This is a genomic window from Spartobacteria bacterium UBA695 (assembly GCA_002298145.1).
Classification (GTDB): Bacteria; Verrucomicrobiota; Verrucomicrobiia; order Chthoniobacterales; family Chthoniobacteraceae; genus UBA695.
This window is the reverse complement of sequence record DBMP01000006.1, coordinates 1-23,734: the sequence shown is the minus strand read 5'-3', so window position 1 is coordinate 23,734 and position 23,734 is coordinate 1. Positions and strand designations below refer to the sequence as shown.

The window sequence follows — 23,734 nt, the reverse complement described above, 5'->3', positions numbered from 1 at the left end:
ATGGGTATTATTGAATCGTGTGGATTTGCAGCTTGAGCGTGACGATTTCGAAAGGACGTATGTCCAGCTTCATCGCCCCGTTCGTGACAGCGAGTTGCTCGACGGGATTTTCAAGCATGTCAGTGCGGCTAGCTGCCTTAACCGGCAACGTTGTCGTCAGCTTGAAAGGCCCTCGCGATCCGTAGGCTTCGTAAAGCCGGACCACGATGCCTGTCCCGTCTTCTGCGACCTTAATGCATTCGATGATGATTCCCGCACGATCCGTCGTAAAAAAGGCCCGTTGCGAGGGGAAAGAGCCGGATTGCACTGCTAGCGGAGTGACGCGCAATGGAACGTTTAGTTGATAGCCTTCTTCGATCACGCGGCCTTGATGAATGCCTCCCGTGTGTGGCAACAGAGCATAGGTGAACCGGTGATGGCCCTGGTCCGCCGTCGGATCAGGAGCTCTGGACGAGCGCAAAAGACTGAGCCGCATCACGTGGCCATGGATGTCGTAGCCGTATTTGCAGTCATTGAGGAGCGCCACACCGTAGCCCTCCTCGGAGAGATCGGCCCATTTTTGCGCACAGACTTCAAATCGCGCCAAATCCCAGCTCGTGTTGTAATGGGTGGGGCGTTCCACATTGCCAAACTGAATCTCATACGTTGCTCGGAGGGACTGGACGTTCACGGGGAATGCAACCTTGAGCAACTTGTGCACTTCGTTCCAGTCGACCTCGGTGGTAAAATCTATGCGCTTGGAACTCGCGGTCACAATTAAGTCTTGAACAATCCGCGAGGCGCCAAAGCTTCGCTCGATGCGAACCTTTACGCGCAGCGGATGCGCTTCCACAATTTCGATTTTGTCAACCGCGCGCAGATCCGTGACCTTTTCCTTGTAAAATACATCGATGTCCCAGGCATCCCAATTATTCGGGGTATCCTGGTGCAACTGGAAGAGATTTCCTCCGCCGCTTTCCGCAAGAACCTCGCGGTCGCCCGCTTCCTTGTCCATGATCGACTGGATCACGCCATCCCGCCCCAACCGCAAACGGATAAGTGCGTTCTCTATGAGAATTTCGCCGCCCACTTGTTGAACCGAAACAGTATCGGAGGCTGATTGAAGGCTCGTGGCGTTCTTTGCATCGATCACCCGATAGCCGCACGGCGGAATCTTCGCTTTGACCAGAGTTCCGGGCGCGGTCTCAATCACTTCCTCGCGTTCAATGTTGAGCGTATTGAAAATCTGGAAGGGGACCTTCATTTCCGTCGTATCAACCGCGCCATTTAGTGCGTTGAGCGAGGACTGAATGACGGAGTTTGCGAGAATATCAATCGTATGGTAATCGCGCGCGCTGTCCTCATATACCCATTCGATCGATGACCCGGGGATGATGTCATGAAACTGGTTGGTGAGTAGGAGCTTCCAGGCCCGTTCTAGCGCATGGGCATGACGATTGGCATTGGACTCGCCCAGGCCGGTCACGTCGTAAATCGCACGTTCGGGATCGGCGGCAGATTCCTTGCGGGCGGGGACGAGGGCGCGACTCAGCGCATCGAGGAAATCCGCGTCACGCAATAGGAATTCCGATTTCCGGTTGCTGCGCTTGTTGCGAGCCTGGGTCGTGTAAGTGCCGCGATGAAGTTCCAGGTAGAGTTCGCCAACCCAGACTGGGAGATCTCGCGCATCGGCTTTCGCCTTTTGGAAGAAGTCGCTGACCTTTTCCAATTCCAACTTCGGCAGCCCGTCTAGGTTGTACATTCGTTTCGCCTGCTCCAACATGGCGATCGTCGGACCGCCGCCGCCATCGCCAAACCCGTAGAGATAGAGCGAGCACGTGGCCTGCCCGTGTTCCTTGAAGTTCGAGACGTTGTAGATCAGTTCCTTTGGTGTGACCAATCCGTTATAGGTGTCAGCCGGGGGAAAGTGGCTGAAGATGCCAGTGCCGTCGATGCCTTTCCACAGGAAGGTGTGGTGTGGAAAACGGTTGAACTGGTTCCATGAAATCTTCTGGGTAACGAAGCAATCAATGCCGCAACTGCGGTAAATTTGTGGGAGCGCTGCGGAGTAGCCAAAAACGTCCGGAATCCATGCATCCTTGGTCTCGTAGCCAAACTCCTCTTTAAAAAAACGCTTCCCGTAAAGTATCTGGCGGATCAGCGATTCGCCGGAAGCGAGGTTGCAATCGCCCTCCACCCACATCGAACCGATGGGTTCCCATTGACCTCGCTGGATACGTTCGCGGATGCGCTCGAAAAGGTGGGGATAGTAGGCTTTCATCCAAGCATACTGCAGGGCTTGCGAACAGCCGAATACATATTTCGGGTAGCGGTCCATGTAGTCAACCGCCGTGGAAAACGTGCGTGCACATTTGCGGATCGTTTCCCTTAGTGGCCAGAGCCACGCGGTGTCGATGTGGGCATGACCGATGGCGGAAATCCGATGCGCGGTGTCGCCGTTTTTCTTTGCCAGGACGCCGGCGAGCGCTTTTTGGGCTGCGGGAATTGTGCAGGGATCGGTGATTTCGAGCCGGTTTAGAGATTCGTTGAGCGCATAGCGAAGTTCACCCCGCCGTTGGCCGTCTAGGGGGAGTACCTCCATCAATTCGGCGGCCACTTTAAAGTCGTAATAGAAGTCGAAGGCTTCCCGGTTCACGCATGCCAACTCGGCTTGGGCGAGCCGAAACGAGGGCGTGCTTTTCTTTTCAATGACCCCGCCGTAAGCGTCAGCCACGTTCGCTGCTGCTTCGATGTAGAACTCAAACGTATCGCCGCCGTGTGCCGCTTCGGCTACCTCGATGTCGTTGCGATTTGCGTTCAATGCGCGCACGATTTCGCCGTTACAGTAAACCAATCCTTCGGCGGTAAAACCTTCGCGACCTTGGTCTGACAGGCGAACCAGCAGAACCACGTTGCGTTCTACCCAGGAGGAAGGCACCTGTCCGCGAATCCGGAACCACGTTGTATCCCATTGCGGTCCCCAGGGATCTCCCACGCAAAAGGGGATGTAATCGGCAGCCAGGGCGATTTCTAGAGGAACAGGTTCTCCGCCGACGTGCCAAGCCTCCACACTGACGGGGGCCGCCAGGGGGTGAATCAACGCTTCGATGGCGGGTAGAGCCTTGCGAATACGGCCCTCAATTAACTCTGGGTGTTTGATCATTGGGATGAGCTCCGAATTCATCTATACGCGACTTGGTATTAAAGTAAAGACCAATATCGACGCCAGTGAAATTCGAATGTTCGCCGGATCAGATATGTTCCATTAGTTTCAGATCGGAACCGCGATGAAGTCTGCGAGTGCTGGGATGGCTCCCGCACGACTGGCGAACCACCAGACGAGGCGAGAGAAGCAGGTGGTGGTCGCGGATTTCCAGGTTGGTCTCTTTGAGTTTCGAAATCAGAATCCGTGCTGCCTCCGACCCGATCTTTTCCGCAGATTGGTCAATGCTGGTGAGGGCCAGACCCGCAGCGCGGAAGAGTTCCCGATTGAGATTGTCGTAACCGACCAACGCCACCTGTTCGGGGACTCGTACCCCCGCTGAGCGCAAGGCCATGTAAGCTCCATAGGCCATGTTGTCCTGCATGCAGCACAGGCCGTCGAAACGGGGGCGTCCACGGCCTCCATCGAGCCATTCACGAACGGCTTTTTCTGCCGACGCTTCGTGGTGATGCACACCAAGGCTTGCCTCGAAAACTGGCTTGGGGGGAAGCCTGTAATCTTGCAGCGCGGCAAGAAATCCCTTCCTCCGATCCCTGTCTGCGATACCCCCTTCCGGACCAAAAGCCAGTAATCCCAGCCGTCGGTGGCCTGTCAAGATTAGGTGTTCGGTGGCGATGTATGCCCCCTGAAAATTGTCGGAAAGAACGCAAGCGGATGCGATTTCCGGTGCGTAACGGTCGATCATCACCAGGGGAATGCACTTCTCATCGATGTATCGCAAAAGGTTCAGATATTCCGTGCGCTGAAGATTGTCAGCGGCGGGGTAAACGGCTAGACCGCCTACCTCGCCATCGGTCATTTTGCGCAGTTGCCGCAGTTGGTGATCCTTGTCGTTGTGATCGTAGGCGAGGGCGAGATGAAACCCGTGGTCGGCGGCGTATTGCTCGGCCCCGTGGACGATGCGAGAGATATAGGGCTCGTGTACGGATGGCACCACCAACCCGATGAAACGGAGATCTGGTTTGCCGCGAAATTTGGGCAGCGTGGTGACGGGGCGAACCAGACAGGTCCCGCAACCCTGCCGGGCCTTTAGGACGCCCTGGCGCTGGAAATAATCCAAGGCGCGGCGCAGGGTGGTGCGGCTAATCTCAAGCTCCACGCAAAGGGAGCGCTCGGGGGGCAAATACTCGTTGACCTGCATATTTGCAAGCATGCAGTGCAGACTGTGCAACGCCCTCGGGTAGGGCGCGGAGAGTTTGCTGTTATCGTAGGAGTTACCAGTCATCACAAATTCCAGTTGACCATAAATAGGATCAATGGTAAATACCAAATACCAATTTAAAAAGAGGCAACCATGAAACTGATTTACTCTGATGGAACCAACCGCCTCCCGCAGATTTCGGCAGACGCTTTGAAACTGGGCAGGCGCGGCAGGTCAGTTCAGTTGACGTCATCCAATTAAGATGGAAGGAAGTATCTTATGTATCCCCCCCTTAACTCGTTGCGAAACTCCGCTTGGCGGCGGGACGCTTTCACTCTACTGGAACTGCTGGTAGTGGTCGGGATGATATGCATGATGACATGCCTTACCCTCCCTGCCATGAGTTCGCTTAATCGAGGTTGGTCTATGAACCGGGCAGTGTATGATGTCCCCATGTTGCTGGAGCAGGCACGCGCCTATGCTATGTCGCACAATACTTATGTGTGGATTGGCTTTTATAACGATAGCGCCAATCAGCGTCTGACGGTGGGGGCCATTGCCGGAACCACCGGGGCCTCCGCCGATATCAATTCCGCCAGTACTTATTACCCCATCGGAAAGATCCAAAACTACCCCCACGTCTCTGTGCAGCAAATCGATGCCATGGCCGGGATGACGCCAGGCGAGGATATTTCCAACTCTAACATTGGAAGCTTTACCGTGAAGACAGGGGCCGCGCCGGTGACATTTGAGCAGGTGATCCAATTCGATGCCACGGGCAAGGCGAGCATTGATTCCAGTTCGATCTATCACTCCATCCAAGTGGGCATCAAACCTTCCTCCGGGGCGGCTGTCGATTCCAAGGATATCGCGGCGGTTCAGGTGGTGGGAATGAGCGGTCAGGTCAGCATTTACCGGCCATGAAGCTGTTTCCCCAGGAGATGCGCAAGGACGGGGCGGCGGCCTTTTCGCTGGTCGAAGTGGTGCTAGCCCTTGGGGTGGCGGTCTTTGCGTTGATCGGAATCATTGGCCTGCTGCCGCTGGGAATTAAGTCGACTGGGGAATCGGTCGACGAGAGCCGGGCGGTCGATATCCTCACTTCGATGATCGCAGACCGCCAGGCAACACCGTACGCGGCCACTTCCAAGATTTATGGACTACCCGCGTTGACAGGTTCCTCGGGGGCCGTGACAGGGACGAATGTGTTTGGTATTACCGGCCAGGACAGTTCCTCCGGGAGCGATTTGACCAAGGCTCGCTATCAAATAAGCTATGTTATCACTTCCCCCGCGAGCGGCCGGCCGGACCCGTACCTGATTTGGTTTCGGGTCACATGGCCCGCCCTGAACAGCTCTGAGTCTGCGTCCGTGCTCGAGACGGTCGCCGCCTTCCCCCAGCAGTGAATACCCCCTACATCCATCGTTGCCGACGGATCTGCGCCTTCACCCTCATTGAACTGATGGTGTCGATAGCGGTGGTCGTGATCCTGACCCTCCTTGTATCTCAGATCATTGGTATGGCAAGCAAGGCCATCACGAGCAGTTCCAAACAACTGGACAGTGCTTCGGGGGCGCGTATGGCCTTTAACCGGCTGGAAATGGACCTGGCGGCCTGCTCCATCCGCTCCGATCTGCCGGTCGCTTTTTCCAAGGGGACTGGCAATGACACCATTGGGTTTTACAGCGGTGTTCAAGGCTACAGCGGAACCCGAGGTGTATCGGTGGTGGGCTACCGGATTCAGGAGACAAATGCCAATCGGTATTTTCAATTGGAACGCGGTGTACAGGGGGATGACTGGAGTGGGGCTAGCGGGGTGGTGTTTCAATCCAAGACTCTTCCGAACATTGCCGATGCAAACTACGACGTGTTGGCCGACGCTGCCTTCCGTTTTGAGTTTTGTTACCTGAAAACGGATGGCACCCTGAGTAATACCGCACAGAGCGATCTGAGCGATGTTTCTGCGATTGTGGTGGGCATTGCCGCTGTCGATGGCAAGAGCCGAAAACTGCTTAAGAATGCCGACTATGCCACGCTGGTGAATGCCCTTCACGATCCGGACGAGGGCGAGGCGCCCATCACCAGATGGCATGCCGATATGTCTCAAAAGGACTTTGCCAAAGGAGTTGCCCCTGCGGCGGTACAGGCAATCCGTCTTTATCAACGTACCTTTTATGTTAAATAGACATCGATTTTCCAGGGGGCGCGCGAAGATGCGTGGCGTGGCGCTTATCATTACGCTGGGGGCGGTCGTCATTATTACCGTGATGATTGTGGCGTTTCTCTCGCATGCCACGTTAAACCGGAGCATTTCTCTTTCCAGCGCGGGGCAGTTCCGTTCCGATCGGTTGGCTAAAACGGGATTGGAAACGCTGGTGGGCGATCTGCGTGCCGAAATCGTGGCGGGTTCGACGAGTTCCACTACCAATGGCATCGTGATTTACCAGCCCTCCATCAACACCACCGTGGTGCCTTGCCGGGTGGGGAATGGCGGATATCCCAACATGCTCAAACGCAGTGCGTCTGGGCTAAGCTTTTGGACGGGCTCGGACTACAGTGCCAGCGTCCGTGCGCCGGTTCGGTCGGGTTCAAACAATAGCACCGCTGCCCTGTCGACCAATGGGCGTTTTATCCAAGCAGATCGCTGGAACGCGCCGTACCTGTTGGGCGGCAGCCTTCCTGCGGATTTCGTGGCTCCCGATTGGGTGGTAGTGACGCGGGCCGGGGCCATTGGCGACGCCACCGCGCTGCCTTCATTGTCGGACTTGGCCAACAAGTCGGCATCCAATACCAAGTATGCCATCGGGCGCTTTGCCTATGTTATTTATGATGAAGGCGGCCTGCTGGACGTGAACGTGGCCGGGTATCCTTCCGGGGTAACGACCGACTTCACTTCCCGTCGTGGAGTTTTGCCCCAAGTTGGCTTGGAGAATATCAGCGGCATCGACACCATCCCCAATGCGAGTGCTCTTGTTACTTGGCGCAATCAAACCACCGCATCCGACGTTACCTCCTATACCAACTACGTCCTTAGCGCCACGAATGGGTTTGTCATGGTGGCGTCCGGAGACCAGACCTTTCTTTCCCGTCGGGACCTCATCAACTACGCCAAAGCCAATCCGTCGCAGCTCCAACTCAAAGCCCTCCAATATTTGGGCACCTACACCCGCGCGTTGAATGCACCTTCTTATACCCCGAACTCTACTCGGGCCAAGGTGGGGGCGAATGATGATGTTTTTAACCCGAGCCTGATCAATACGCGCGTGAGCGGCACATTTACGCGGGACAGCGACGGCACAACGGCGCAGGTGGGGGAACCGTTGCTTAAATACCGTTTTCCTCTCAGCCGGTTGGCGTTGATTACTGATGGGACCACGGCCTCGGCGTCATCGACAATCTATAAATACTTTGGCCTGACGCGTTCTTCCTCGTCCGATCCGTGGGTTTACAACCATGGAGATGCCACGCGCATTTTCTCCCTTGCGGACGTGGCTGCGGCGGGCCGCGAACCGGACTTTTTCGAATTGCTCCAGGCCGCCATCGCCTTCGGTTCGCTGGGGCAGGGGCTCAAAGGCAACACGTTCGCCAACCGGTATTCGCTGGATACCGCGCTTTACACACAGATTATCCAAATCGGAGCGAACCTCATTGATCAATACGATACCGACTCCTATCCCACCCGGATAACGTTCAATTCGAACACCTATTGCGGGGTTGAAAACCTGCCCTACATAGCCCGGATTTTTGAGTTGCCCTACTCGACGCCTGGTTCCGGGAAATATGGGTATTGGTTCCAGCCTGAAATTTGGAATCCGCACGTGAACCCAACTGCCGCGATGAGTTCGGGCCCCACGAAGTTCCGCTTCATCTGTTCCGGAACGGCGGAGGTGATCATCCAGAATTCCACCGGTACTAGTTCCGCCAAGACAAAGGGTAATTTTTCGAACTCTTCGGGGCTCACGTTTTCGATTAGTGCCGCCCAGACCTTTTCCACTCCAACTTTGCTGAGCCCTTCGAATGCAACGGCCTCGGGAAGCGATGTCATGAATGACGGCAAAGTCAATTTTATCGGGGTGTGCGCGGGCGTTGCGGCGGGGATTTCGTCGACGACGACGATCCCGTATACGATGGCCTATTTCGCGGCCGGATCGTCTTCGCCGGTAAGCCATCAGTTGCAGTATTACCGGGATAGCGATACGACATGGGTCACTTATTCGTCGATCGCCAATGTGACCGGCGGTGCAACCACTGTGGCTGGCGACGGGTTTTATACCTACCGCAACTTAGTTGATGAAATTCGCAGCGATCCCCGTACCGACCGCTTTGGCGTTTTTGCCGGGTACCTGACGCTTTCCAACAACGAATATCCTGGCCAATCAATCCGCCCGACGACCGCCAGGGGGATTCTCTATTCCAAAGGTTGGCCCGGTTCGAATAACCCCGCTTGGACGGCCGGTTCTCCAGGATATTTGGGATACTTGAGCGAGAACGGGACTTCTTCCTCGATCCATTACGCCGACCCTGATGGCACGGTGCGTCGCGCCGACGGGGCCTATGTTGACGGGAACCTTGCCGACGGGGGGTATCCATTGGCCACGGATTCCGTCAACAACCCATCCAGCCGCCCGGTGGTGCTCAACCGGCTCTTCCGCTCGGTGGCTGAAATGGGCTATGCCTTTCGCGACGAACCGTGGAAGCATCTTGACTTTTTCACCGCAGAGAGCGCCGACGCTGCGCTGCTCGATGTCTTTTGCCTAAACGAATCGCCTGCGCCCGCTCACCCTTCGCAATCGACCGATCCCGTCCCGATTGCCGGGGGGCTGAACCTCAACACCCAGCAGACCGCTGTGCTTGGGGCTGTGCTTGCCGGCGTCATCAAGGCGGACGAGGCTGACAGCACACTTTCCTCATCGGAGGCTGAGGCGCTTGCGAGAAATCTGGCGGCCATGACCAAGGCCAGCCCACTTCTCAACCGGAGTGAACTGGTGATGCGCTGGATTTCCGCCAGCAATATCAAGAGCTGCTTTGGAACGGCGGCAGATGCGGTCATCAAACGCCGCCGCGAAGCCGCTATCCGCGCTCTCTCTGACGTGGGCAACGTTCGCACATGGAATCTACTCATCGACATTATTGCCCAAAGCGGCCGGTATCCAAAATCTCCCAAGTCGCTCAATGATTTCGTCGTCGAAGGGGAACGCCGCTATTGGCTTCACGTGGCCATCGACCGCTATACCGGGAAGGTTGTCTCGCAGTTCCTGGAGCCGGTTTATGAATAGGACGTTTCCTATACGGTGCGTTCCTGGAGGGTGCCTCCGCAGGATTCGCGCACCACGAGGCGTGGCTTGAGGAGGATATGTTGCGCCCGGCTTTGGGTTGGCTGACCTTCGATGCGCTCAATCAAGAGGCGGGCGGTTTCCCGTCCGATGTCCTCCGCGGGTTGATCCACGCTGGTTAGGCTAAGGCCGGAAATATGGAAAAGCTCGCGGTCGAGATTGTCGTAGCCGACCAGACCCACGTTATCTGGCACGCTTAATCCTGCCTCTTTGAGCGCAAGGAAAGCGCCATAGGCCATGTTGTCCTGCATGCAGACGATCCCGTCAAAGTTGGCTCGCCCGCCGTTGGCCTCAAGTTGGGCCACCACGGCCTTGTGTGCCGAAATTTCGTGTTCCTGGGTGCCAAGGGCGACCTCGAAAACCGGTTCGGGTGCTTGGTTGTAATCTTGGAGCGCAAGCAGGAACCCCTTGCGTCGTTCCTGGTCGGTGACGCCGCCTTCCGGCCCAAACGAAAGCAGAGCCAGACGGCGGTGACCCGTAATGATGAGGTGTTCCGTAGCGGCATACATCCCGGCAACGTTATCGGACATCACGCATGGGGTCTCCACGTCGGGGACATAACGGTCAATCATCACTAGCGGGATTCCCTTTTGCTGGATTTTGCGGATGAGGTCGTGAAATTGGGGCCGCAACAGGTTGCCACCGTCAGGATAGACGGCCACACCGCTCACACCGCTTTCTGCCATGCTTTGGAGCTGCTTGAGTTGGTAATCCATGTCGCCGTGATCGTGGGCCAGCGCCATGTGAAAATTCGCCTCTGAAGCGAAACGTTCCGCCCCCTGTACGATACGGGAGATAAGGAGATTCTCCACGGTGGGGACGATCAGGCCAATCAACCGATGCACCGTTAGTTCTTCGGAAACAGGAAGCGAGATCGGCCGCTTAAGCCAGGTGCCGCCGCCGCGCCGGGTTTCAAGAAAGCCTTCGCGATGCAGCACTTCCGTCGCGCGGCGAAGCGTCACGCGGCTGACGCCCAGTTCAGTGCATAACTTGCGTTCGGCTGGAAGGCGGTCCCCCACCTTCATTCCGGCCAGACGACGTTGAATTTCGCGGGCTACCTTGACGTAGATGGGGAGCAAATCACTGGATGTCACAGAAGATAACGGGGCGGCAGGCATGGGAAAAAATTAAGAGTTTGGTTTGGTATTTGCAAGAGAACAAAAGAGGCTCTGGCATGGGCGAATAGCCCGGCTCTATCCTTTTGCGATCTTATGAAAAAACGAAGCGGTCGGATGGTTGATTGGTCTTTACAAAGTATACCAAATAAGCCAAATTTGCAGCACTTGTTGAACGGTACCCTGCCGAGAGCTTCCTTCCCCAAGTTTTTTGTAACGCATGCAAATTTACCTGATCCCCCATTTTCGTAAGTCGGATTCCCGTGAACCGCATTTCGTGTTTCGCTCTTTTTGCTGTAGCTTGCTGGGCTTATTGATTCTTGTGGCTTGCAGTCCATTTGCTTTTTCACAGGAGTCGACAGTGCGGTTCACAAAACCTCGTTTCGAGGCGGAAAGTAATGTAGCGGAAGCCGGAAAACACTGTCGTTTCTATCTCCATTTCGATCCCCCTGCGAGTCCGGGCGTCTTGTTTCCCAATGCCCTTGTGGTTCGGCTGAGCCTGGGCTCTGAGCGGCCTTACTTTTATCAAAAGGTGGAGCTGCGAAACGCTCTGCCCTCGGCTTCCATCGGGCCTTTCACTCTTGATCTACCGTCCGATCTTCCCGGAGGCTGCTATACTGTAGAAGCCGCTTTGGTCGGAGAACCTTGCTCCGATCCTCGGGATCTCACCGTGGGCACGCTGGAGGTGAAAGCGGCGCGCCAAGGGTCTTTCCGCAAGGTTCTCGCTTCCGGTAACTACGTGGACTCCAAAGGTGTGCCTCACCTTTGGTCGTCCAGTCCGGAGCATGCGTTTTATTGGGACGGAGACCCGTTCATGCCGGTCAGTGCGATGCTCGCGGGGCCATACCTGTTCGGCCCTAAATCGGAGCGGGACTTTGCGTTATTCCGAAAGGATGTCGAGGCAATCCGAAGCCATGGACTGAACCATCTCTATCTTTATACCCAAACCACCATGGAAAGGTTGAGCCCGGAACAGTGGCAACGGGTGATCGACTATATCGAGGGTCTGGGAATGACGTACGTGATCGGCTATCCCTGGGAAATGACGAAAAATGGGGCGCCCAAGCTGATAAATGCCCGCCCGATTCGTGTCGGGATGGGGTTGGAAATGAAGACAAAGGCCACGCTTCCCGGAAAGGCGGGGCGTGTCCTGAAGACCGCCGAACTTGGTTTTCCCATCGATTCCAACACGATCAGTTCCTGTCAGGCTATCGCCATCGATGCCTCGGGGCTCGTGCGTGGCCCCGTGGACTGTTCCCTGCGGCGCATTGATTCCAAGCAGGCCGAGGCCGTCGCGTCGTTTGGTGACGTTCCCGCCGGGGGGTATGACGTCATTTTCCTGCCCGAACTCCAGGTTCCCACCCGGGATATGGGCAACCCGTGGTACAACCCGGAAGAGGAACTGGCGCAAATCCGTAACTATTTGGTGCAGGTTCGTTTCGGGCCTGGGTTCCGTGGGTTCATCGACTTTGGAATGGTCAATGAACACGGGATTTACAACCAGCACGAATCGCTGTTTATCGAAACGCCGGAGTTTTTGAAAGAGCGTACGGAATGGCTAAAACGGGCTCATGGATCGCTCCACGCCTTGGGTGCGGCATGGGGTCTCACGACGGAAAAACCGGAATCGTTTGAACAGGCGGCTCGGCTTTATCCTGCGGCCCGGATCTCGGGAACGGGGCAGACCTTGGTTTTGGCCGATCCAGTTACCAACCACCTCTTTTGCGCCAATGGGAAAACGTCGCCCTTTTGGCTGGAATATTTGGAACAACGCGATGCTGTTTATGCCGCGGTTCAAGAGAAGGTGTGCGACGGAGTGCGGGACGTCGTGGATGTGCCCGTGACCTATAAGCGGGTCGCTCTGACGCGGACGTACAACTCGAATTTCAACGTGACCAACCGAGGCTTTGATGGGGTGGGTTACGAGCTTTATTCCGCAAAGGATGGTCTGGTTGGCTATGGCGCGGGATGCGGTTATGCCGAAGTGCTCCAATCGGGGAAGTCGATGATTGGTGCCGTTACTGAAATGAGCCGGGGCTTTTCGAAGGAAATGCCCGCCAATTGGCCCGACCTCCCCTCCTTCATTCAGGACATGACGGTGGGCCTGTTCTTTGACGCAAAGCAGTATTATTTATTCTTTTTCGATGTGCTCCCGGCGGATATGTACCCGCGCAATCACCTCATCATCGATTCCCGCATGCTTGAATGGATGCGCCTCTGGCAGGAGATCCTGGAGACGCACAGAGCTGTCGTTTTGTCGCATGTTCCGGAGGTTTATACCTCGTGGCCGGTGCCCGATGCCTGGTGGCCCCGGCCAAGCGAACGCCGCGCAGGGGGAGTCAACGATGATGCACCGGGCATTCCTCCGGCCAAGGCTCCCAATGGGATATGGGTTCTGCCGGTCAACAAGGCAGCCACACCTGCCCCCGTTACTTTTATTACGCTCTCGGACGATCCGGCGGTTTCCAGGTGGGCTGCCGAATTTGAAAATCTCTTGAGCAAAAAGGATCGGCAAATCGTATTTGTCGGCCTGCGTGAAAATCCCGGTAAGCTGTCGATTGATTCCTACTTCAGTGGCGAGAAATTCGAGGACGGAAACAGTGTCTGCCAGCGGCTGATTCCGACGCGGACTTCCACGGTTCTGCATCAGGACGGCCAAGGCCGTGTTTGGGCGTTGCAGGATGGCCAACTCCAGATTGTGGCCCGGCGGCTGAAGAAAAACGGGACGCTTGAGGCGTCGTTGGCCTTTGCCGTGTTGCCACAGCCTCGTGATGCCGCTAGGGCGTCGTGGCAATCGTTACTCTCCGATGAGCTGGGGATTCAAACCCTGGCTGCGGAAAACGGAGCACTGAAGGGCATTTCGTTTTGGAAGGGCAATCTCCCAGCAGTGGTGATGCATACCACCAGCCGAGCCGGAGGTGAAACCGTGCAGCTTTGGAGCCGTTCAGGGAAAGCGTTCCGCTTCAAGAAGCCTCAATCCACTGAGTGGACCGATGTGAAATGTGGGGAGAAGGCGGAGTTCATCTTTCCTCCAGGGCCGGGTGACGATCTGCGGCGCGGTGCGGGTTTGGGAATGGTTCGGGTTGAGGGAGCCAACGCGGACGACTTGGGATGGCATTTCCTTAAATCAACGCCCCAAAGTTCCGGGCTTGCGGCAAAGGCCACCGAGCTGCCACGGGGGATCATTCTGCCAGAGGTCGAAATCCCGGACTCATTTGCCGCCGCTAACATTGATGAGGAGCGGGCCTCTGCGACGTTGCAGGAAGCCGTGAAAGCTTTCAAGGCGGGCAACCAGGAGGAAGCTGCGCGATTGCTAGAGGAAGGCAAGGTTTTGGCCAGCAAGCCAATGCTGGTGTTTTACGATCTTCTGCAAGGTCGGATTCTCTTGCAGGAGGGCAAGGCCGTAGAGGCCGAAAACATTCTGCGCAAAGCGCAAGAATTGGCACCCGAGGATAAAACCATTGTCCATGCGCTCGGGCTTAGCCTATGCGCGCAGGGGAAGAGCGAGGAAGGGCTTCCTCTTCTTGACTTGGCTTCCAAGGTTCCAGGAAAGGTAGGGAATGCGGCTCGGCAAAATCTCAATCTGCTGAAAAATCGTCCATAACGGCTTGTAAAGATACGCGGAAGGAATGGGAAATGGAATATGCGGCGGAGTGGTTCTGTAGACAATACCAACTCACTGCTGAAGATGAAAATGCATACCCCGCCCAAGGGACGCATGTTTTGCTCTTAACAGAGAAAAATCAGGTAAAAGATGTTCAACAGGAAGTACCGTTTGCAGAAAAAGAAAAGTTGACGCCTGTGGTGTAAGTTGGTATTTAATCAAATACCAACATTGTTTATTCCCCTAAATATGAAAAACCTAACCCCTGTGAAAAATATGAAAACCATCCCCCATCGGACCCCCTTATGCGTTCTCGGAAGTGGGCTGCTTTTAGGTGTTTCCTGTATTACTTTATACGCGGATACGACGACATGGACGAGTACCTCCAGTGCCGACTTCACCAGCGCGACAAACTGGTCTTCGGGGTCGATCTCCAGTGGCTCCGCTGTTTTGGCCAATAACGACAGCGTGGTTCATGCGCTGACCTATTCGGGATCGTCCTTGACGATTGCCTCACTATCCATTGACAACACCGGGGTTGATTATTCAATCGGAGGCTCGGGGATGATTGCCATCTCGAATGCTGCAGGGATCGTGGTCACCGGTGGCGGCGTCACGTCAATTTCGCCCGATGTCTGGTTCCAAACCGGCGGTGTTCAGACGATCAATTCCGGTTCCACTACACTTACGCTGGCTGGCATCAGGTTCAGTTCTTCAAGCAACGCCCTCAATCTGGTTAATAGCACACCTCTCCTGGTTAGCGGGACCGTTCAATCCTATGGCAATTCGAGATCGCTCCAACTCACTGGGGCGGGCGGCAGCATGACCATCAATGGAGTGGTTGTCGATAACACCGGTTCAATCACGACAGGGATCGTTTTGCAAACGGGATTTACCGGGGTACTTACTCTCAACGGCGTCAATACCTACACAGGAGCCACCAAGATTTATAACGGCAAAATGGTGGTGAATGGTTCCCTGGCCAATACCGCGATTGCCCTGGGCGGTGCAATCTTGACCGGCTCCGGTACGATTGGGGGAGCTACTGTGGTCACTGGAGGCACAATTTCCGGCAGCTTGACGTTCAATAACACCGTGAGCGGCACCAATGCTACGATCAACGGCAGCGGGTTGACCTTGGGTGCCACGACACTCCATGGCACCAGCACGCTCTCCGGGGCGAATACCGCCAGCAGCGTGACCATTGCCGATGGTACCACGACCCTCAGTGGTACAACAACAGGTGGCTTTAATGTGAGCAGCGGAGCAACTCTCGCCGGCAGTGGCAATGCGAAAGGAACGGTGGTTGTCACCAGCGCCACGATTAACGGCAGCGGCCTGACCCTGGGTGCCACGACACTCCATGGCACCAGCGCCCTCTCCGGGACGAACAGCGCCAGCAGCCTGACCATTGCCGACGGCACCACGACCCTCAGTGGTACTACCCAGTCCATCAGCACGCTTTCGGTTTCTGCGGAAGCCACATTGAACGCCAACGGCACCATTGCCGGAAGCGCCAGCGTCGGCGGCTTGCTGAAAGGCAACAGCACCGTGACGGGAAACCTCGCGCTGACCAGCGGCACCCTCGCTCCCGGCAACAGCGCTGGGATCACCGCAGTTGAGGGCAACTTCACCGTGGACCATAACTCCATATTGGTGGCAGAAGTGAGCGGAACGGGCGCTGGAATCTCCTATGATCAGGTGAAGGTTATGGGAAGTGTAAGCCTTGACGGCACGCTGGATCTTTCCACGTTGAGCGGCTTGAATCTGGGCGACACGATTACCCTCATCGACAACACCGGTACCGGTGCGACGAGCGGATACTTCTCCACGATCCTTGCGGGCGGCACCACCTACACGCTCACCTCGAACGCCAACTATAAGTTCATATTTGGAAGTACTGAATACCTCTTGAGTTTCTCGTCCAACGCCGATGGAGACGCCAATTCCAACGATGTGACTCTGACGGTGGTTCCCGAGCCAAACACCTGGGCGATGCTGGTGGGCGGCGTCGGCATGCTCGCTTTTGGCCAATGCCTGCGCCGTCGCAGAGGCGAGTAACAGAATCAAGGGATTTCCGCTATAGCCAAAATCTACCTCAACATGAACTCGCCTTCCCAACTTCAAGCCGCTTAAACACACCCCTGCCAGCACATATTTTACAGAAAACTCATTGCGTGGTCGGCCTGATTGCGTTGGGACGTTAATTCCCCCATTTTATGAAAAAAACACCTACCATGGAAAAAATACTAACATTGATTGTCTCTGGAATTTTATTATCAGTTCACTCCTTAATGGCACAGACTGCCGATGTGACTGATCAGGTAAAGGGATTGGTGACTAATAATGCCCTTACTATTCTTGTCACCAACGAGCTAATGCAAAGGGATCCAGCATACGGTGCCCAGAAAAAGCTGAAGGTTGAATATACCATTGATGACGTTCGATCGAGCAGTGTGATGCTTGAAAATGGCTTTCTAGTTATCAAAGCACCCGTTGGCAAGACTTTGACTGTTACTAAGGCGGTCTATGGCAACCTTCCAGACAAAAACATAGATGTGACGGAAAAGTTAGCAGCGGCGATCAAAGCAAATGCGCTTTCGATTGAGGTTAGCAATGATACATTTGAAGGTGACCCATGTTATGGCAGCCCAAAAGAGTTGCGCGTGAGTTATACTGTCGGTGGAAAACCTCATAAAACAACCGTTTCTGAACCCGATAAATTGGTGTTACCACTTGAGGCGGACGGAAAGGGCGACCTTGTCATTATCAGGGCCGACTACGGCTCGTTTAAATAACGGTTAAATCCGGCTCTCTATGTGACAGGATTCACAAAACTGAGCCAGGGGAGAGTTAGGCCGCGGGAATGGTTTGTATGGTTAGGTTGTTTTGATGGGTTTGTCCATCTTCTGCGTAAGGAGGCCGTAGTGCCACGTGTTGCGAACCGACCGGGCATTGCGTAGCGCCGACGTGCTGGAGTGGATGGGAAAAGCGATCCAAGAGCACGGAGCACCGGAATACCTTAGGAGCGATAACAGTAGCGCAGCGTAGATAGCCTGCCGAAGGTAGCCCGGAGGGCGAGCAAAGCGAGGCAATTCATCGCCAAGGAAGTGCAGCGCTGGCTCAAAGAGAACCGGATCAAAACCCTCTACATAGAACCCGGGAGCCCGTGGCAGAACGGCTTCGTAGAAAGCTTCCATGGGCGATTCCGGGACGAATGCCTCAACCGGGAGCAACTCTGGACGCTGACCGAAGCGTGCGTGGTCATCGAAGATTACCGGCGCCACTACAATCAATATAGGCCACACAGCAAGCTTGGATACCAAAGCCTGGCAAGCTTTGCGCCTCAGCGTGTCCATCTTCCGCTCCAGTCGGCCTACGGCCTCCTTACGCAGAAGATGGACAAACCCATCCTCCGCGCATGAAAATTCTAAGTAATACTAAGCAATTGCAAGCGATTCAACGCGGCAAGACGATCTTCGCGATTTTTTACGAGGCAGGAGAGTGTGAGGTGACTGCCAAAAGCTCGCTGGCGGTCGATCGGTCATGCGCTATGATCTTTGAGAATATCAAAGGCAAGCCACGTATTTCCATCGCCAGCCCCGCACAGCAAACAGGTACGGTTGAGGTCAAATTCAACGGCAAGATATACCCTGTTGCTTTCCCAGAAAAAGAGGGGATGTCTGGCGCCAGTGTTCAGTGGTAGAAACTGGTTGATACAAGAGCGGTAGCCGACAAGGCGCGTGCCACGAAGGTGGCAGAGTTCGCCGCATCGTCGGAGAAGTCATCGCAGGCAGGCTACGCGTCGCTTACGACGATACGCATGGCAACCTACCCCGGGCAATCCTATGGTTTGCTGATCTGCACCCGGTAGAATTTCGCTTTTCCTGCGGCGTCTGTGTCAATAACGGTTCTCTGCTGGCCGTTGTCGCTTTGCGAGGCTCCGGCAAGCGGCGTCCATGTGCCGTCGGTGAGATTGTTCTTGTAAACAACCGTATAAGCCCGATCTGAGACCACAGGGCTGAAAACGATTTTCCTCTGACTGGGTTGGCCCGAAACAGGTTGCACTGTGACGCGAAACACCGAGGCTGGGTCCGTGGGGTTGAGCCCGGCAACGTATTTAAAAAGGTTCGTTTGCCCGGAACCAGTGGCGTCTACGTCGGGGGCCGCGTTCGGATTATTTTGACCAAAGTATTGAACCTGCCAATCGTCAGGAATGCCGTCCTTCGCATAGATGCCAAAGTCGTCGGTGTTCACATTGAGGACGGCGAGGGAGAGAGTGCCCGTGAAGCCTTGGTAGTTGAGTCGGACGGTAGCCGAGGTGTTTTGATAGACGAGTGCGGCGGTAGCGAAGCCGTTGGGGGTAATCGAGGTAATCGGGCCGCTTCCAACGCTCCAAGTAGCGAGCGACGGAGAGAACGGCAGAACCGTAGCATCATCAAGCACTTGCAACGCTCCAAGTTGTACTGTTCCTCCCTCAACGATCTCTGCCACAGGAGCGGTGGGGAGCGCTCCCACTACATCAAATAGCTGGCCGATATAACTGCTCTTTACAAGGTAGCCGCAGGTCGGTTCGCTTCCTGTGGCACCTGTGTCGTTGGCGCTCGCGTTAACGGCATAGTTGGCGCTGGTCAGCAGTGCGCCTCCCTGGTCGATGGATTCCGAAGAGATGGAATAATCCGCACTTGTGCGCGGGGCTGCTCCTGCGGCACAGGCGAATGCGATGAGGCCGAGCGCGCTGAGAAAAGGGAATTGCGGTTTCATGGATGCAGCAGATGCCCTGTCAATATCGCTATTGGTGCTGGTAAAGGAACATGTCCAACTCGGGGCTATAATAGAATATATCGTTCAAATCATTGCTGCCATCGTTTCCCCCAAAGATGTATAGCTTGCTATTAAAGGCGTCCACGGAAACAGAGTGCCCATATCGAGCGCTGGGAGCCGAATCGGCCTTGATCTGTGTCCATTGATCGTAAACTGGGCTGTAATACGCGCCATCCCCATAAATTGGCGCGCCGCCACCGGGCGTTCCCGAACCGCCCCACACGACGAATTTATTCGTAATCCAGCTCCCCGTATGAAGAGTGCGCGCGCTGGGTGCGCCGCTGGCGTTCATTGTCTTCCAGGTATTGGTGGTGGGGTTGTAGCGCGCACCGGTATTCGTTGTTGTCGAACTGGAGATTTCTCCGCCCCAAATGAGCATCTCATTCCCGGTCCATGCGGCGGCGGGGTTGATGCGGCCCGCAGGCGCTCCGGTGGCAGGCAAGGCGGTCCAGGTATTGGTGGCGAGGTTATAGCGCGCACCGTCGTTTACAAAGCTACCCCCGTTTCCATTGCCCCCCCACACGATCATCTCCGTACCTGTCCACACAGCGGAATGGTTCATCCTTACCGCGGGCGCGCCACCAGTCGAGAGTGATGTCCAAGTATCGGTGCTGGGATTGTAGCGCGCGCCATCGCTTAAAAGGGCGCCGGTGCTCCCCTTGCCGCCCCAGACAATCATTTCTGTGCCCGTCCATATGGCGGAATGGTTGCTTCGGGCGACCGGTGCGCCATTGGTCGAAACAGCGGTCCATGTGTCCGTCGCGGGATTGTAGCGCGCGCCGGTTTTAAAAACCGTCGAACCATTGCATCCGCCCCAAACGATCAGCTCGGTTCCCGTCCATACGGTACTATATGCTGATGAAGCCGTGGGCGCTCCGGTGGTTCCAATGGCACTCCAATAATCATAAAGTGAAGCTCCTGAGAGTCGCCCATCGGTTAACCAAGATGCCAGAGAAGACGAATACCCGCCCCAAACCAGCAGCGCGTTTCCAGTCCAATAGGCGCGTGCCTGACTGCGGATACCGGGACGGGTTGTCCCCAAAATGGGAGTCCAGGAATTTGTGTTTGGGTTGAATCTCCCGCCATTGGAAGAAGGAGCGCTGCAATTATTCCAAATTACCGTATCTGACCCAGACCATAATGCCTGAACCGGTTGCGAAACATACGATGGGAATGACAGGCCATAGGGTGAGATTTGCGACCAGGAGTCCGTTGCGGGATTATAAGAGCCTCCACTGTCGGAACCGGTAACAACGGTCATCTGGGAGCCGGTCCATGCGACAGCGCTTGGTGAATTATACAATGCTGTGGGGCTTCCCGTCCCTGTAACCAGAGACCATGTGTCCGTCGTGGGATTGTACCGGGCCGCATGACTTGGACTGGCGGGCGTGGGGGTCTGGGAAACAGTAACATTCCAAATAATCATCTCTGTGCCGGTCCAGACGGCGTTTGGTATGGCAGTGTTACTTAAGGAAAAAGAACTATTTGATCCTGATACCGAGGGTATCGCTCCATAGCTCCAAGTGTTGCTTGAAGGATTGTAGCGGGTAAGAGCGTAGCTTTTTGAGGAACCGAAGTTGTACCCCCAAAAAAACGCTTCTGTTCCCGTCCAGACAGTCGCATTTTCAGTTGCGCTGGGCATATAAACCGTTCCCGTGGTGCTGATGGGACTCCAAGTATCCGTGGTTGGGTTGTACAGAGCCCCGTTTTGAATATCCCCGCCAACTCCGTATCCACCCCAGACAATCATCTTGCTGCCAGTCCACAAAGCTGTCTGCAGAAATCTCGCGGAAGGCGCTCCGACCGAAGAAATCGGCGTCCATGCATTATTCGCAGAGTTGAATCGCGCACCGTCGCCAAGAGCTTTCTGGTTGGCATCTCGCCCTCCAAAAATAATGACATCGGTCCCCGTCCAAACGGCAGAGAAACCTTCTCGGAACGACGGTCCCGTTCCCGTGGTGGGAACAAATGACCAGTTTCGGGATGAGGAGTTATATTTTGCAACGACTAACGGCTGTGCTCCCGAATAGTCATATCGCACTCCGACAGCCATCACGTTTGTTCCGTTCAAGAACAAAAACGAGCTTAATTTATCATCCGCAATTCCGCTAAATAAAGATGGATCCGATGAACTATTCCATCCTTCCGATTTCACTTTCTGCTTTCCGACATTGACATAACCCGCATTCGTTAGGTTTGTGGCACTCGGATTATCCGACATGATGAATGCCCCTTGTCCCACGCTGTCGGCCGCAGCGGTGGGCGACAACTGGCTGCCGGTGATTGAGTTAGATGCAATGTTCGACCCTGAAATGGCTCCCGGCGCAAGTTGGGCCGAAGTGATGGCGCCGTTCGCAATCGCAGCGGAAGTCACCGCACCAGCGGCAATCTTGGCGCTGGTGATTGCCCCATCAGGAACTGTTTGAGCAGAATTGGCGGTCATGGCGTACCCCACCGCAGCGATGCGTTGATCGGGAGTAAGTTGTTGCCAACCGTGTGCGGTGCCGTCGTTAAACCATACCCGCAGTCGAACATCGGAATTGCCGAATACTCCATAAGGAATGGCCGTCATATTTGGCAAACTGGTATTTCCAAGAAGCACGGAATAAAGTCCCTGCGCAACAGGAAGAGTCACTGCCGCAGTCGGCGGTGCCCCGGCAACACTTGAGCCATCGTTGCTCCAAAACGACGTGCAAACGATGTTCTGTGGAGGGGCCGCTATCGTCACCGTGGGGTTTGCGGAATAGCCTGAACCGGGGGTTGAAACCGTGACGGCGGTGACCACTCCGCCGGAGACACTGGCCGTGGCCACGGCTCCTGTGCCCGTTGGATCGGTTATGGTCACTTTTGGGGCCGAGGTATAGCCGGAACCGCCGCAGCCATTCGGCACCGTGACAGCAACCAGATATCCATAGGAAACGGTTGGGGTGGCCGTGGCTGTGGATGCAGTGTTTGTGCCTCCATCTACCAGAGCGAATTTGAACTGGCCGGAGCCGGTAAAGTTCGTCCCGCCAACGGCCACCCGGCCTTGATAGTTGATGATTTGCGGCACTTGGGCGCGGATGGTCGAGGTAAACACGCACAATGTGGCGCTCGCCACGGTGGCAAGGCTAAAGAAACTGGATAACTTCATGGGACTCCTTTTGACCAAAACTGACAATTCGATATCGCGCCCAATAAAATCAAAACGAATCTGCCTGCGCAATCTTTTCTGATTTACTTCTTGGTTTGGTGGGAGTTTGAACCGACCGGGTGATGTCGGAATGCCTCATTCGATCTTACTGGATCCTTAATTGCCCGGCCTGTCTTGATGTGATGCTGGGGGGCGCTTCAGGCTTATTCGATAATCAACAACGTCTCTTTGTTGAAGCGTTTGTATCCATACGGCGGATAATGGGCTCTCCATCAAAGAATGGGGAGGGAGGACAAAAGATGAAAAATAGTCCTAATGACCACCCTGCTCAATCGAATTGGAATCGACGGCTACCAGGTACTGCGTACCGAAGCCACAAAGCCTCTTAAAATCCACGTTAAACCCGAGGCGCGAACGTGCTCCTGCCCTTGCTGTGGAGGCGGACGCCTCCACAGCAAGGGCAGGTATCAAAAGCAGGTGCGCCACCTGGATCGCTTTGGCGAACCGACCTGCCTGGTTGTCCATACCCGGCGGTTGCGATGCCGGGATTGCCATCACTGCTTTGTCCCGCCGCTGCCCGGTATCCTCGCCGGGCGCCACAGCAGCGAACCTTTCCGCGAAGACGCCTATCGCCAGTACGACAATGGCATCTGCGTCTCCACTCTCGCTCGGATTCTCCACATCGGCAGCGCCACCATCGAGCGCATCTACCACCAGTTTACCGAGCGCAAAGCCAAGGAGCGTCTCAGCCTGCGTTGCCCAATGGTGCTGGGCATCGACGAGCACACCCTCCACAAGGGCCAGCCTCCCCATGCACAACTCTCTTCGGAATGGTTTCTCTGTTTTTTTCTCCGTTTTCTCTTGTTTTTGAACCACTTATACGACTCGAATCCTTTGTGGTTTGGCTTTCCTCTTTACGGAAAGTTGCTCTCGGTTAACAGCATTCGGATTCTCTAGTTCGAAACGCCGATATGGGCGGCCATTTCGATGGTGCGGAAACGCCCTTTTCTGCCAACACGCTCGACCATTGCTTCGCCTCCGGGCATCTCGTCCACTCGAAGCCGTTCCCTCGGGATTTGAGCGGTATGCAAAAACCTTGTTCTTCCCCACGTTGCCTCTATAAAATCCTTTTTTCGACGGCTCAGAGATTCATATCGAAAAACCGCCTGCTTGACTATCTCCTTCCGTACTTTTCGATGTCCAGAGTCCGTCAAAATCCGCTCCTCGTTTTCCTGATTCACATGACGCAGTCGATCCTTCTGCGCGAGATCTCTTATCTCAAAGCAGAGAATCAGATTCTCCGATCCCGGCTGCCAAAACAGATCCAGACCACTCCCTCAGAACGTTCGCTTCTGGTACGCCTGGGGGCGCCGCTGGGCGATGCG

General features: G+C 55.3%; 17 protein-coding genes. 11 read left to right on the top strand and 6 right to left on the bottom strand.

Annotation, left to right across the window (positions count from 1 at the left end; genetic code table 11):
- Positions 1–7: 7 nt before the first annotated feature.
- On the bottom strand, positions 8–3,142 hold the full coding sequence (locus B2828_RS02080; protein WP_479632018.1) for an alpha-mannosidase: 3,135 nt from the start codon (positions 3,140–3,142) through the stop codon (positions 8–10).
- Between the two features lie 88 nt (positions 3,143–3,230).
- Positions 3,231–4,472, bottom strand: a complete 1,242-nt coding sequence (locus B2828_RS02075; RefSeq protein WP_479632017.1) for a substrate-binding domain-containing protein — start codon at positions 4,470–4,472, stop codon at positions 3,231–3,233.
- A 297-nt stretch (positions 4,473–4,769) separates the two neighbouring features.
- On the opposite strand from B2828_RS02075, the gene B2828_RS02070 reads away from it, so the two are divergent.
- The 4 genes from B2828_RS02070 to B2828_RS02055 are packed head-to-tail and all read left to right on the top strand — an operon-like array spanning position 4,770 to position 9,616.
- Complete coding sequence (locus B2828_RS02070) at positions 4,770–5,267, top strand: hypothetical protein (RefSeq protein ID WP_479632016.1); 498 nt, start codon at positions 4,770–4,772, stop codon at positions 5,265–5,267.
- Complete coding sequence (locus tag B2828_RS02065; RefSeq protein WP_479632015.1) at positions 5,264–5,746, top strand: type IV pilus modification PilV family protein; 483 nt, start codon at positions 5,264–5,266, stop codon at positions 5,744–5,746. The genes B2828_RS02070 and B2828_RS02065 overlap by 4 nt, the downstream gene beginning before the upstream one ends.
- The gene (locus B2828_RS02060) at positions 5,743–6,525 is read left to right on the top strand and encodes a PulJ/GspJ family protein (protein WP_479632014.1); all 783 of its coding nucleotides are present in this window, start codon (positions 5,743–5,745) and stop codon (positions 6,523–6,525) included. Before B2828_RS02065 ends, B2828_RS02060 begins: the two co-directional genes overlap by 4 nt.
- Positions 6,526–6,562: 37 nt before the next feature.
- A complete protein-coding gene (locus B2828_RS02055; RefSeq protein ID WP_479632013.1) occupies positions 6,563–9,616 on the top strand; it encodes a hypothetical protein in 3,054 nt (1,017 codons plus the stop codon).
- A gap of 8 nt (positions 9,617–9,624) precedes the next feature.
- On the opposite strand, the gene B2828_RS02050 is transcribed toward B2828_RS02055, so the two are convergent.
- Positions 9,625–10,791 carry a LacI family DNA-binding transcriptional regulator gene (locus B2828_RS02050; protein ID WP_479632012.1) on the bottom strand — a complete coding sequence of 389 codons (1,167 nt, stop codon included), beginning with the start codon at positions 10,789–10,791 and terminating at the stop codon, positions 9,625–9,627.
- Positions 10,792–11,008: 217 nt separating this feature from the next.
- Here B2828_RS02050 and B2828_RS02045 point away from each other — a divergent pair, with 217 nt between their 5' ends.
- The 6 genes from B2828_RS02045 (at position 11,009) to B2828_RS02020 (ending at position 18,098) form a co-directional block, all read left to right on the top strand.
- Positions 11,009–14,392, top strand: a complete 3,384-nt coding sequence (locus B2828_RS02045) for a tetratricopeptide repeat protein (protein WP_479632011.1) — start codon at positions 11,009–11,011, stop codon at positions 14,390–14,392.
- A 32-nt stretch (positions 14,393–14,424) separates the two neighbouring features.
- Complete coding sequence (locus tag B2828_RS02040) at positions 14,425–14,598, top strand: hypothetical protein (RefSeq protein ID WP_479632010.1); 174 nt, start codon at positions 14,425–14,427, stop codon at positions 14,596–14,598.
- A 70-nt stretch (positions 14,599–14,668) separates the two neighbouring features.
- Entirely contained in the window at positions 14,669–16,453 is a 1,785-nt protein-coding gene (locus B2828_RS02035; RefSeq protein ID WP_479632009.1) for a beta strand repeat-containing protein, read from the top strand.
- Positions 16,454–16,611: 158 nt separating this feature from the next.
- Positions 16,612–17,190 carry a DNAJC11 domain-containing protein gene (locus tag B2828_RS02030; protein ID WP_479632008.1) on the top strand — a complete coding sequence of 193 codons (579 nt, stop codon included), beginning with the start codon at positions 16,612–16,614 and terminating at the stop codon, positions 17,188–17,190.
- A 312-nt stretch (positions 17,191–17,502) separates the two neighbouring features.
- Positions 17,503–17,817, top strand: a complete 315-nt coding sequence (locus B2828_RS02025) for an integrase core domain-containing protein (RefSeq protein WP_479632007.1) — start codon at positions 17,503–17,505, stop codon at positions 17,815–17,817.
- Positions 17,814–18,098 (top strand): polysaccharide lyase beta-sandwich domain-containing protein, encoded by a 285-nt coding sequence (locus B2828_RS02020; protein WP_479632006.1) that lies wholly within the window; start codon positions 17,814–17,816, stop codon positions 18,096–18,098. Before B2828_RS02025 ends, B2828_RS02020 begins: the two co-directional genes overlap by 4 nt.
- Before the next feature lie 140 nt (positions 18,099–18,238).
- Here the strand turns inward: B2828_RS02020 and B2828_RS02015 are convergent, their stop codons facing one another.
- Positions 18,239–19,156, bottom strand: coding sequence for a hypothetical protein (locus tag B2828_RS02015; protein WP_479632005.1), 918 nt, complete (start codon positions 19,154–19,156; stop codon positions 18,239–18,241).
- Between the two features lie 28 nt (positions 19,157–19,184).
- A complete protein-coding gene (locus B2828_RS02010) occupies positions 19,185–22,349 on the bottom strand; it encodes a Kelch repeat-containing protein (RefSeq protein ID WP_479632004.1) in 3,165 nt (1,054 codons plus the stop codon).
- Positions 22,350–22,664: 315 nt separating this feature from the next.
- Here B2828_RS02010 and B2828_RS02005 point away from each other — a divergent pair, with 315 nt between their 5' ends.
- Positions 22,665–23,306 carry a transposase family protein gene (locus B2828_RS02005; protein ID WP_479632003.1) on the top strand — a complete coding sequence of 214 codons (642 nt, stop codon included), beginning with the start codon at positions 22,665–22,667 and terminating at the stop codon, positions 23,304–23,306.
- On the opposite strand, the gene B2828_RS02000 is transcribed toward B2828_RS02005, so the two are convergent.
- Complete coding sequence (locus B2828_RS02000; RefSeq protein WP_479632002.1) at positions 23,303–23,590, bottom strand: hypothetical protein; 288 nt, start codon at positions 23,588–23,590, stop codon at positions 23,303–23,305. The genes B2828_RS02005 and B2828_RS02000 overlap by 4 nt on opposite strands.
- Positions 23,591–23,734 lie beyond the last annotated feature (144 nt).